The organism is Pararhizobium sp. IMCC3301 (assembly GCF_030758315.1).
In the GTDB taxonomy this organism is placed as follows: Bacteria; Pseudomonadota; Alphaproteobacteria; order Rhizobiales.
This window is the reverse complement of record NZ_CP132336.1, coordinates 4,158,278-4,172,084: the sequence shown is the minus strand read 5'-3', so window position 1 is coordinate 4,172,084 and position 13,807 is coordinate 4,158,278. Positions and strand designations below refer to the sequence as shown.

General features: G+C 55.5%; 2 protein-coding genes. One reads left to right on the top strand and one right to left on the bottom strand.

All coding sequences use genetic code 11. The features are described 5' to 3' along the window. The first annotated feature begins 113 nt into the window (after nucleotides 1-113). Nucleotides 114-11,825 carry a cadherin-like domain-containing protein gene (locus tag RAL88_RS19855; RefSeq protein WP_306265851.1) on the top strand — a complete coding sequence of 3,904 codons (11,712 nt, stop codon included), beginning with the start codon at nucleotides 114-116 and terminating at the stop codon, nucleotides 11,823-11,825. 55 nt (nucleotides 11,826-11,880) lie between these two features. Here RAL88_RS19855 and RAL88_RS19850 read toward each other — a convergent pair whose 3' ends face one another. Next, entirely contained in the window at nucleotides 11,881-13,470 is a 1,590-nt protein-coding gene (locus RAL88_RS19850; RefSeq protein WP_306269771.1) for a 2-isopropylmalate synthase, read from the bottom strand. Nucleotides 13,471-13,807: the final 337 nt, after the last annotated feature.

The following is a 13,807-nucleotide window of genomic DNA, read 5'->3' as shown; positions in this document are numbered from 1 at the left end:
CCTGATTCCGCGTCTGCGTTGGATTCTAACGTGTCCATTAACGCGCCATTATGGATCAACGCTCTCTATGCTTGAGACAAACTGCGTATCGGTCGCGGTAGTCGGAGCAAAGCATGAGCAAATTAGAGTCGAAATCTTCCAGACCGCAGTTACTTGCCAAGGAAGGCGCAGCCTCATCCAGCGGCCAGGGTACAAACCGGCTAAGCGATGATGCGCATGACTTCATTTTGAAAGACAGCCCGGTTGATTTCGGGAACGAAAATCTGGGCAACGGACATGAAGCCTTCCTGCCCGACAGCATGTTGGATTCGACCACGATTTTCACGCCTTTCGCTTTTGATGATCAGGCGTTGGCGACGTTATCCGATCAGGAAGACAGCTCCACTTCCGATGGCGCCACTAATCAGAAGACAGTGTCCTTGGCCCCGGAAAGCAGATCAACGAGCGGAATTGCATCCGATGAGGCGGCAGCTTTGCCTGGCACGGACATCAACCCGGCTGGCCCTGACGCATTCAATCCGGCAAATTCTCCGGCACCTGACACTTTCAGCCTGGCCGTTTCACCGACACCGGCCGGTAGCACTTCAGACTTCAGCGCCGGCACCGACGACGCACCTAACAGAGCACCGGTAGAGCTGGACCTGTTTGCAACCAGCACCGCAGAAGATACATCCAGGCTGATTACGCAGGACATGCTGCTTGCCAATTTCAAGGATGCGGACGGAGATGCTCTGACCGCCGGCACCCTCTCGGTCAGCGGCGGCACACTGATAGACAATCTGGACGGAACATGGATTTTCACGCCGGATGCCGATTTCAACGGACAGATTGATCTCACTTTTCTTGTCAGTGACGGTGAGACCTCCATCCCCGGCAGCGGAATTATCACGGTCACTCCAGTCAATGACGGACCGGTCGCCGGCAATGTCGATCTGGGTGCAACCCAGGAAGACACAAGCTTTGTCATCACTGAAGCGGATCTGCTGGCAAATGCCTCAGACATCGATGGCGATACGCTCAGTGTCACATCGGTATCCGTCGCTGCCAACTACGGCACCCTGACCGACAATCTGGACGGGACCTGGACCTTTGCGCCAGTGGCTGATCTCAATGCCAATGATGTTCCGTTTGCGTTTACTGTCTCTGACGGCACCACAACAGACACTGCAACAGCCATACTGGACATCACAGCAGTCAATGACGGACCAGTGGCTGGCAATGTCGATCTGGGTGCAACCCAGGAAGATACCAGCTTTGTCATTACCGAAGCCAATCTGCTCGCCAGTTCTTCTGATATCGATGGCGATGCACTCAGTGTCACATCTGTCTCGGTTTCCGCTGACTACGGCACCCTGACCGATAATCTGGACGGCACATGGACCTTTGCGCCGGTGGCCGATCTCAATGCCAATGATGTTCCGTTTGCGTTTACTGTGTCAGATGGCACGACGACCGATAACGCCACAGCCATTCTCGACATCACAGCAGTCAATGACGGACCAGTGGCTGGCAATGTCGATCTGGGTGCCACCCCGGAAGATACCAGCTTTGTCATTACCGAAGCGGACCTGTTGGCGAGTTCTTCTGATATCGACGGCGATGCACTGTCGGTGACATCCGTCACAGTCTCAGCTGACTATGGCACCCTCACCGATAATCTGGATGGTACCTGGACCTTTGCGCCGGTGGCTGATCTCAATGCCAATGATGTACCTTTTGCTTTTACTGTGTCAGATGGCACGACGACAGACACTGCAACAGCGGTGCTGGACATCACAGCAGTCAATGACGGGCCGGTCGCCGGCAATGTCGATCTCGGAGCCACCCCGGAAGATACGTCATTCATCATCACTGAAGCGGATCTGCTGGCCAGTTCTTCTGACATCGATGGAGATACACTGTCGGTGACCTCCGTCACGGTGGCTGCCAACTACGGCACCCTCACCGACAATCTCGATGGCACATGGACCTTTGCGCCAGTGGCTGATCTCAACGCCAATGATGTGCCGTTTGCGTTTACTGTCTCCGACGGCACGACGACAGACGATGCGACAGCCGTGCTGGATATTGCGCCAGTCAATGACGGTCCTGTCGCTGGCAATGTTGATCTGGGAGCAACCCCGGAAGATACCAGCTTTGTCATTACCGAAGCCGATCTGCTGGCCAGTTCAACCGACATCGATGGCGACGCACTGTCGGTGACATCCGTCACAGTCTCTGCCAATTATGGCACGCTGACCGACAATGGCGACGGCACCTGGACCTTTGCGCCGGTGGCTGATCTCAATGCCAATGATGTACCGTTTGCGTTTACTGTGTCAGATGGCACGACGACCGATAACGCCACGGCCGTGCTGGACATCACGCCAGTCAATGACGGTCCTGTCGCTGGCAATGTTGATCTCGGGGCTACCCCGGAAGATACCAGCTTTGTCATCACTGAAGCTGATCTGCTCGCCAGTTCCTCAGACATCGACGGCGATACACTATCAGTGACATCCGTCACAGTCTCAGCTGACTATGGCACCCTCACCGATAATCTGGATGGTACCTGGACCTTTGCGCCGGTGGCTGATCTCAATGCCAATGATGTACCGTTTGCATTCACTGTGTCAGATGGCACCACAACCGATAACGCCACGGCCGTGCTGGACATCACTCCCGTTAATGACGGACCAGTCGCTGGCAATGTCGATCTCGGAGCCACCCCGGAAGATACGTCATTCATCATCACTGAAGCGGATCTGCTGGCCAGTTCTTCTGACATCGACGGCGATGCACTGTCGGTGACATCCGTCACGGTGGCTGCCAACTACGGCACCCTCACCGACAATCTCGATGGCACATGGACCTTTGCGCCAGTGGCTGATCTCAACGCCAATGATGTGCCGTTTGCGTTTACTGTCTCCGACGGCACGACGACAGACGATGCGACAGCCGTGCTGGATATTGCGCCAGTCAATGACGGCCCTGTCGCTGGCAATGTTGATCTGGGTGCAACCCCGGAAGATACGTCATTCACGATTACAGAAGCTGATCTGCTGGCCAGTTCTTCTGATATCGATGGCGATACACTCAGTGTCACATCGGTATCCGTCGCTGCCAACTACGGCACCCTGACCGACAATCTGGACGGCACCTGGACCTTTGCGCCGGTGGCTGATCTCAATGCCATTGATGTACCTTTTGCTTTTACTGTCTCTGACGGCACCACAACAGACACTGCAACAGCCATACTGGACATTACACCAGTCAATGATGGCCCTGTTGCCGGCAATGTTGATCTCGGAGCCACCCCGGAAGATACGTCATTCATCATCACTGAAGCGGATCTGCTGGCCAGTTCTTCTGACATCGACGGCGATGCACTGTCGGTGACATCCGTCACGGTGGCTGCCAACTACGGCACCCTCACCGACAATCTCGATGGCACATGGACCTTTGCGCCAGTGGCTGATCTCAACGCCAATGATGTGCCGTTTGCGTTTACTGTCTCCGACGGCACGACGACAGACGATGCGACAGCCGTGCTGGATATTGCGCCAGTCAATGACGGTCCTGTCGCTGGCAATGTTGATCTGGGAGCAACCCCGGAAGATACCAGCTTTGTCATTACCGAAGCCGATCTGCTGGCCAGTTCAACCGACATCGATGGCGACGCACTGTCGGTGACATCCGTCACAGTCTCTGCCAATTATGGCACGCTGACCGACAATGGCGACGGCACCTGGACCTTTGCGCCGGTGGCTGATCTCAATGCCAATGATGTACCGTTTGCGTTTACTGTGTCAGATGGCACGACGACCGATAACGCCACGGCCGTGCTGGACATCACGCCAGTCAATGACGGTCCTGTCGCTGGCAATGTTGATCTCGGGGCTACCCCGGAAGATACCAGCTTTGTCATCACTGAAGCTGATCTGCTCGCCAGTTCCTCAGACATCGACGGCGATACACTATCAGTGACATCCGTCACAGTCTCAGCTGACTATGGCACCCTCACCGATAATCTGGATGGTACCTGGACCTTTGCGCCGGTGGCTGATCTCAATGCCAATGATGTACCGTTTGCATTCACTGTGTCAGATGGCACCACAACCGATAACGCCACGGCCGTGCTGGACATCACTCCCGTTAATGACGGACCAGTCGCTGGCAATGTCGATCTCGGAGCCACCCCGGAAGATACGTCATTCATCATCACTGAAGCGGATCTGCTGGCCAGTTCTTCTGACATCGACGGCGATGCACTGTCGGTGACATCCGTCACGGTGGCTGCCAACTACGGCACCCTCACCGACAATCTCGATGGCACATGGACCTTTGCGCCAGTGGCTGATCTCAACGCCAATGATGTGCCGTTTGCGTTTACTGTCTCCGACGGCACGACGACAGACGATGCGACAGCCGTGCTGGATATTGCGCCAGTCAATGACGGCCCTGTCGCTGGCAATGTTGATCTGGGTGCAACCCCGGAAGATACGTCATTCACGATTACAGAAGCTGATCTGCTGGCCAGTTCTTCTGATATCGATGGCGATACACTCAGTGTCACATCGGTATCCGTCGCTGCCAACTACGGCACCCTGACCGACAATCTGGACGGCACCTGGACCTTTGCGCCGGTGGCTGATCTCAATGCCATTGATGTACCTTTTGCTTTTACTGTCTCTGACGGCACCACAACAGACACTGCAACAGCCATACTGGACATTACACCAGTCAATGATGGCCCTGTTGCCGGCAATGTTGATCTCGGAGCCACCCCGGAAGATACGTCATTCATCATCACTGAAGCGGATCTGCTGGCCAGTTCTTCTGACATCGACGGCGATGCACTGTCGGTGACATCCGTCACGGTGGCTGCCAACTACGGCACCCTCACCGACAATCTCGATGGCACATGGACCTTTGCGCCAGTGGCTGATCTCAACGCCAATGATGTGCCGTTTGCGTTTACTGTCTCCGACGGCACGACGACAGACGATGCGACAGCCGTGCTGGATATTGCGCCAGTCAATGACGGCCCTGTCGCCGGCAATGTTGATCTGGGTGCAACCCCAGAAGATACTTCATTCAGGATTACCGAAGCTGACCTCTTGGCGAGTTCTTCTGACATTGACGGCGATACACTCAGTGTCACATCGGTATCCGTCTCTGCCAACTACGGCACCCTCACCGACAATCTCGATGGCACCTGGACCTTTGCGCCAGTGGCTGATCTCAATGCCAATGATGTACCGTTTGCATTCACCGTGTCAGACGGCACTACAACGGACACTGCGACAGCCGTGCTGGATATCACTGCTGTGAATGACGGCCCTGTCGCCGGCAATGTCGATCTCGGGGCAACCCAGGAAGATACCTCATTCATCATCACTGAAGCGGATCTGCTGGCCAGCTCAACTGATATCGATGGCGATACACTCAGTGTCACATCTGTTTCCGTGTCAGCCGACTACGGCACGCTGACAGACAATCTGGATGGCACCTGGACCTTTGCGCCAGTGGCTGATCTCAACGCCAATGATGTACCGTTTGCGTTTACCGTGTCAGATGGCACGACAACCGATAACGCCACAGCCATTCTCGACATCACTCCAGTCAATGATGGTCCTGTTGCCGGCAATGTTGATCTGGGTGCAACCCCGGAAGACACAAGCTTTGTCATCACTGAAGCCGACCTGCTGGCCAGCTCAACTGATATCGATGGCGATACACTCAGTGTCACATCGGTATCCGTCTCAGCTGATTACGGTACCCTCACCGATAATCTCGACGGCACATGGACCTTTGCGCCGGTGGCTGATCTCAACGCCAATGATGTACCGTTTGCGTTTACCGTCTCTGACGGCACTACGACAGACACTGCAACAGCGGTGCTGGACATCACAGCAGTCAATGACGGACCGGTCGCTGGCAATGTTGATCTGGGCGCAACACAGGAAGATACAAGCTTTGTTATTACCGAAGCGGATCTGCTGGCGAGCTCCACTGACATCGATGGAGATATTCTATCTGTCACATCCGTCACGGTGTCAGCCGATTACGGTACCCTCACCGATAATCTCGACGGCACCTGGACCTTTGCACCGGTAGCTGATCTCAACGCCAATGATGTACCGTTTGCGTTTACCGTGTCAGATGGCACGACAACGGACACTGCAACAGCCATTCTCGACATCACTCCAGTCAATGACGGTCCTGTCGCTGGCAATGTTGATCTGGGTGCAACCCCGGAAGATACGTCATTCACGATCACCGAAGCCGACTTGCTGGCGCAATCCACTGACATTGATGGCGACGCTCTATCTGTCACATCCGTCACGGTGGCTGCCAACTACGGCACCCTCACCGATAATCTCGACGGTACCTGGACCTTTGCGCCAGTGGCTGATCTCAATGCCAATGATGTACCGTTTGCGTTTACTGTCTCTGACGGCACTACAACGGACACTGCGACAGCCGTGCTGGATATCACTCCCGTCAATGACGGACCGGTCGCCGGCAATGTTGAACTCGGGGCAACTCAGGAAGATACGTCATTCATCATCACTGAAGCGGATCTGCTGGCACAATCCACTGACATTGATGGCGACGCTCTATCTGTCACATCGGTATCCGTCTCAGCTGATTACGGCACCCTGACAGACAATCTGGATGGCACCTGGACCTTTGCACCGGTAGCTGATCTCAATGCCAATGATGTTCCGTTTGCGTTTACTGTGTCAGATGGCACGACAACGGACACTGCAACTGCGGTGCTGGATATCACGCCGGTCAATGATGGCCCTGTCGCTGGCAATGTTGATCTCGGTGCAACCCCGGAAGATACGTCATTCATCATCACTGAAGCGGATCTGCTGGCCAGTTCGTCTGACATCGATGGAGATACACTGTCGGTGACATCCGTCACAGTCTCTGCCAATTATGGCACGCTGACCGACAATGGCGACGGCACATGGACCTTTGCGCCGGTGGCTGATCTCAATGCTGACGATGTGCCGTTTGCGTTTACCGTGTCAGACGGCACCACAACAGACACTGCAACTGCCATTCTCGACATCACTCCAGTCAATGACGGTCCTGTCGCAGGCAATGTCGATCTGGGTGCCACTCCGGAAGATACCAGCTTTGTCATTACCGAAGCGGACCTGTTGGCGAGTTCTTCTGATATCGACGGCGACGCTCTATCTGTGACATCGGTATCCGTCTCAGCTGATTACGGCACCCTGACCGACAATCTGGACGGCACATGGACCTTTGCGCCGGTGGCTGATCTCAATGCTAATGATGTGCCGTTTGCATTTACCGTCTCTGATGGCACGACAACCGACACTGCAACTGCGGTGCTGGATATTACAGCGGTCAATGACGGACCTGTCGCTGGCAATGTCGATCTGGGTACAACCCCGGAAGATACCAGCTTTGTCATTACAGAAGCGGATCTGCTGGCCAGTTCAACCGACATCGATGGCGACGCACTGTCGGTGACATCCGTCACAGTCTCTGCCAATTATGGCACGCTGACCGACAATGGCGACGGCACCTGGACCTTTGCGCCGGTGGCTGATCTCAATGCCGATGATGTGCCGTTTGCGTTTACCGTGTCAGATGGCACGACAACCGACACGGCCACTGCCATTCTCGATATCACGCCGGTTAATGACGGCCCTGTCGCAGGCAATGTCGATCTCGGGGCAACTCAGGAAGATACGTCATTCACCATCACCGAAGCCAATCTGCTGGCCAGTTCTTCGGACATTGATGGCGATACACTCAGTGTCACATCGGTATCCGTCTCTGCCGACTATGGTACCCTCACCGATAATGGCGACGGCACCTGGACCTTTGCGCCAGTGGCGGATCTCAATGCCAATGATGTGCCGTTTGCGTTTACCGTCTCTGACGGCACAACGACCGATAACGCCACAGCCGTGCTGGATATTACACCAGTCAATGACGGACCTGTGGCCGGTGATGTCGATCTAGGTGCTACCCAGGAAGATACTTCATTCACGATTACCGAAGCTGACCTCTTGGCGAGTTCTTCTGATATCGACGGCGATGCGCTCAGTGTCACATCTGTCTCAGTCTCTGCCGACTACGGTACCCTCACCGACAATCTGGATGGCACCTGGACGTTTGCGCCGGTGGCCGATCTCAACGCCAATGATGTGCCGTTTGCGTTTACTGTCTCCGACGGCACGACAACGGACACTGCCACTGCGGTGCTGGATATCACGCCGGTCAATGATGGACCGGTCGCCGGCAATGTTGATCTGGGTGCTACCCAGGAAGATACTTCATTCACGATTACCGAAGCTGACCTCTTGGCGAGTTCTTCTGATATCGACGGCGATGCGCTCAGTGTCACATCTGTCTCAGTCTCTGCCGACTACGGTACCCTCACCGACAATCTGGATGGCACCTGGACGTTTGCGCCGGTGGCTGATCTCAATGCCAATGATGTACCGTTTGCGTTTACTGTGTCAGATGGCACCACAACAGACACGGCAACAGCGGTGCTGGATATCACAGCGGTCAATGACGGACCTGTGGCCGGTGATGTCGATCTAGGTGCTACCCAGGAAGATGCGTCCTTCACGATTACCGAAGCTGACCTCTTGGCGAGTTCTTCTGACATTGACGGCGATACACTCAGTGTCACATCGGTATCCGTCTCTGCCGACTATGGTACCCTCACCGATAATGGCGACGGTACCTGGACGTTTGCGCCGGTAGCCGATCTCAACGCCAATGATGTGCCGTTCGCGTTTACCGTCTCTGACGGCACGACGACCGATAACGCCACAGCCATTCTCGATATCACAGCAGTCAATGACGGACCGGTCGCCGGCAATGTTGATCTGGGTGCAACCCAGGAAGATACAAGCTTTGTCATTACCGAAGCTGACCTGTTGGCCAGTTCAACCGACATTGATGGCGATGCGCTTTCGGTGACATCCGTCACAGTCTCGGCGGACTACGGCACCCTGACCGACAATGGCGACGGCACCTGGACCTTTGCGCCGGTGGCTGATCTCAATGCCAATGATGTGCCGTTTGCGTTTACTGTCTCTGACGGCACCACAACGGATGATGCAACGGCGGTGCTGGATATCACTGCGGTCAATGACGGGCCGGTCGCCGGTGATGTTGATCTGGGAGCCACCCCGGAAGATACGTCATTCACGATCACCGAAGCAGATCTGCTGGCGAGTGCCTCAGACATTGACGGCGATACGCTGTCGGTGACTTCCGTCACGGTAGCTGCCGACTACGGCACGCTGACCGACAATCTCGATGGCACCTGGACGTTTGCGCCAGTGGCGGATCTCAATGCCAATGATGTGCCGTTTGCGTTTACCGTCTCCGACGGCACCACAACAGACACGGCCACGGCGGTGCTGGATATTACACCAGTTAATGATGGACCTGTCGCTGGAGATGTTGATCTGGGCGCAACCCCGGAAGATACGTCATTCACCATTACCGAAGCAGATCTGTTGGCACAATCCACTGACATTGATGGCGATACGCTGTCGGTGACATCCGTCACAGTCTCGGCGGACTACGGCACCCTCACCGATAATCTCGACGGCACCTGGACCTTTGCGCCGGTGGCTGATCTCAACGCCAATGATGTACCGTTTGCGTTTACCGTGTCAGATGGCACGACGACCGATAACGCCACAGCCATACTCGACATCACAGCGGTCAATGACGGACCGGTCGCAGGCAATGTTGATCTGGGTGCTACCCCCGAAGATACCAGCTTTGTCATCACTGAAGCTGATCTGCTGGCGAGTTCAACTGATATCGATGGCGATACGCTGTCGGTGACATCCGTCACGGTAGCTGCCGACTACGGCACGCTGACCGACAATGGCGACGGCACCTGGACCTTTGCGCCGGTGGCCGATCTCAACGCCAATGATGTACCGTTTGCGTTTACTGTGTCAGATGGCACGACAACGGACACTGCAACAGCGGTGCTGGATATTACGCCCGTCAATGATGCGCCAACTGACATTCAGTTCCTGACCTCCCAGACGCTGACGACCAGCAACGTTGGAACTCTTTCCGGCGTGACGATAACCGCGCGGAATATCAATCCCGATGGAACTCTGACGGCGGAATCAGCTGAAAACGTTTCGATCACTGCGAGCGGGCTCGGAGCCAATGGCGACGCCGGCGATGTGGCCAGCCAGATTGAATTCAACGCGGCGCAGAATATTTCCGAACAGCTGATATTTGATTTTGATGCCAACCAGACCAGTGTCGCAGTTGATGTCGACCGGCTTTATGGATCGGAAGGCAATGGCGGAGAAGAGGGTATCTGGACGGCCTATCGTGATGGTGTCGAAGTTGGCAGCGGACTGATTGACAATGCGCCCGGCGAGATCACCGCTTCACTTCAGGTCAGCGCCAGTGATGGCGGCAGCTTTGACCGGATCGTGTTTACGGCGAAGGAATTCCCCGGTGGTCAGGTCAACACTTCCGGCTCCAGTGACTATTATGTCAGTGCAGTGACCTTCTTAAATGAAGGAACCGCTTCAGTCAGAGAAAACAGCACCTCCGGAACGGTTGCCACTCTGACTGCGACCGACAAGGAAGGCGGCGTCTTCACATATGATCTCGTGGACGACAATGGAAACGTGGTGACTGATCCGCATTTTATCATCGTTGGAAATGAGATCCAGATTCGCGCGGATGCGAATATCGACTACGAGGACAGCACTGTACATCAGTTGAATGTCCGGGTCACCGACGATGGCGGAGCGACATATACTGAAACGCTGACTGTTGATGTTATTGATGTCTATGAGCCGGACATTAAATTTGCGCCAAACTCAGCGTTGAAGTCGAATTTCACTGGCAAAAACGTGGTGGCTACTGCGAATTTCAATGCGCATCCGGGAAGTACATCCCATAGTTTCACGCTGATAAATGATAGTTCGAATAAATTCAAAATTGATCCCGCAACTGGTCAGCTCACTTATGACGGCAGAATGGGTCAGGGCAACACCGTTGGTCCGATGACAATCAGGGCCACAGACAATAATGGACGGGTCTACGAAGAAGAGGTCACGTTCTATTTCGGCCGGGCGCAGGACGATGTCGTTTCTGTCACCGGTTCAGGCGGCCGTGTGGTTTACGGTTTTGAAGGAAATGACACCCTTCAGGGCGGCACCGGAGGCGACACGATCATGGGGGGCACCGGCAATGATGTGATCATTCTCAGCGATGGTCCCGACATTCTCGACGGCGGTGCCGGGACGGACACTCTGGAAGTTCAGTCGAGCGCCGATATTACCATCAATCTCGCTGCAGGCACGGCCCGGGGCGGCGGGTCCAATGGCACCACAGTGTCCGGCTTCGAAAAAGTTCAAGGCGGCAGTGGCAATGATACGATCATTGGCTCCAATGCGGCCGAAACCCTGTCTGGCGGTGCCGGAAACGATATCATCTCCGGCGGCGGCGGCGCTGATACGATTTACGGCGAAGACGGCAATGACACTCTGACCGGCGGCACCGGCAATGATTTTCTGTCCGGTGGTGCGGGAGATGACATCTTCATCTATGAGCTGGGAGACGGCAATGATACCATTGTGGGTGGTGCCGGCTGGACGGATGTCCTTGAATTGCAGGGTTTTGACAGCGCCTCTTACGGAACCGGCTGGACACTGACGCTGACCAGCGGATCGATTGAAGGACAGACCGGAGACAGTCTCGATCTGTCTGCCGATGCAGCCGGAACCGTGACCTTTGATGACGGGGCGCAGATCAACTTCGATCAGCTGGAGCAGATCAACTGGTGAGCTGGAGGCGCTCCCGAAGGGGCGCCTCTCACACTTTCAATTCACATCTTTGAATTCAGACAGCCTGCATGGTCTGGGCGTGGGTGCGCCCGCGGCGGGCGAGTAATTTGTTCATCGCCGAGACATAGGCTTTCGCCGAAGCCACCATTGTGTCGGTTTCCGCACCGCGCCCGGTGACCATGATCTCATCATCTTCAAGCCGCACCGACACTTCGGCCTGGGCGTCAGTTCCTTCAGTGACCGCGCTGACCTGATAGAGCAGCAATTTGGCCTCATGCGGCACGATCATGCGGATCGCGTTGAAGGTGGCATCAACAGGCCCGTCGCCGGTAGCCTCCTTGGTGATGTGCTGTCCGGCGACATCCAGGGTCATGGTGGCCTTTTGCGGGCCACTGGTGCCGGCAATCACGGTCAGGGCGACGACCTTGATACTCTCTCCGGCAATTGTCGCCTCATCGCTGACCAGTGCCTCGATGTCCTCGTCATAGACATGCTTCTTCTTGTCAGCCAGATCCTTGAAGCGTTTGAAAGCATCCTGAAACGCATTGTCGCCCAGTTCAAAGCCCAGTTCGATCAGCTTTTCGCGGAAGGCATGGCGACCGGAATGCTTGCCCATCACCAGTGAGGTTGCCTTCACGCCGACGTCTTCGGGGCGCATGATCTCGTAGGTCTCGGCGTTTTTCAGCATGCCGTCCTGGTGAATCCCGGATTCATGGGAAAACGCATTGGCACCGACAATCGCCTTGTTGAACTGAACCGTGAAACCGGACACCGTCGAAACCATTTTGGAAGCCCGCAACAGCGCCGTGGTTTCAACACCGGTGCAGTAGGGCAGAATATCGCTTCGGGTGCGGATCGCCATCACGATCTCTTCCAGAGCGGCATTTCCGGCGCGCTCGCCAAGCCCGTTAATGGTGCATTCGACCTGACGCGCGCCAGCGCGCACGCCGGCGATTGAATTGGCCACGGCACAACCCAGATCATCATGACAATGGGTCGAGAAAATCGCCTTGTCGGCATTCGGCACCCGGTTCATCAATGCGGCGAACATGTCGTAATATTCATCGGCCACCATGTAGCCCACCGTATCGGGAATGTTGATGGTTGTGGCACCGGCGGCGATGGCGGCTTCCACCGCCCGGCACAGATAGTCGATCGGCGTGCGAGTTGCATCCATGCCGGACCATTCGACATCGTCAACCAGATTGCGGGCCTGGGTCACCGTTTTGGTGATGATTTCCAGAACCTCCTCCTGGGTTTTCTTCATCTGATTGGCCAGATGAATCGGCGAGGTTGAGACAAAGGTGTGGATGCGCCCTCTTCTGGCGTGTTTGACGGCCTCGCCAGCGCGCTCGATATCGCCAGGAATAGCGCGCGCCAGACCGGCGATCACTGCATGTTCGGAGCGGCGGGCAATTTCCGCAACTGCTTCAAAATCGCCATTTGAGGCAATCGGAAAACCGGCTTCGATAATATCGACGCCCATTTCATCGAGCTGTTTTGCGACCATGAGTTTTTCCTCATGGGTCATCGATGCGCCGGGCGACTGTTCGCCGTCGCGCAAGGTGGTATCAAAAATCAGAACCTGGTCCTGGTCCGGCGCAATATTGCCATGTCTGGCGGTGCTGGCCCGCGCTGCAATCATCTGGTTCATGCTATCTGTCTCCTCAGCGTCATACGCTAGATCTGCGCCTGTTCCGGGCGCGTTATCTGTTTGTCCTGGTGATTTTGCAAGTCCCCTGAGAGCGCGCCGGACAAAGCCGGCTGGCCACGCTCAGGGGTTGATAAGGAGAAGAGGAAGCAGCGCAAGGCTACGGAGCTGCGCAGGCAAATGCGCATCCGGTCCGGCTGTCAAAGCTGATTTTTTCAAACGCAGCAGGGTCATGTCTCTGTGATCTTATAAAAAGCACTGCAAAAGTCTCACAGACATTGGCAATTTGCAAGCCCGGTTTTGGTGCATCGGCCGGCAACCGGAAGGGTCA

Bases quoted from the DNA above. Each gene is read 5' to 3' on its own strand.
- RAL88_RS19855 (WP_306265851.1), top strand. From the start codon at position 114: ATGAGCAAATTAGAGTCGAAATCTTCCAGACCGCAGTTACTTGCCAAG.
- RAL88_RS19850 (WP_306269771.1), bottom strand. From the start codon at position 13,470: ATGATTGCAGCGCGGGCCAGCACCGCCAGACATGGCAATATTGCGCCG.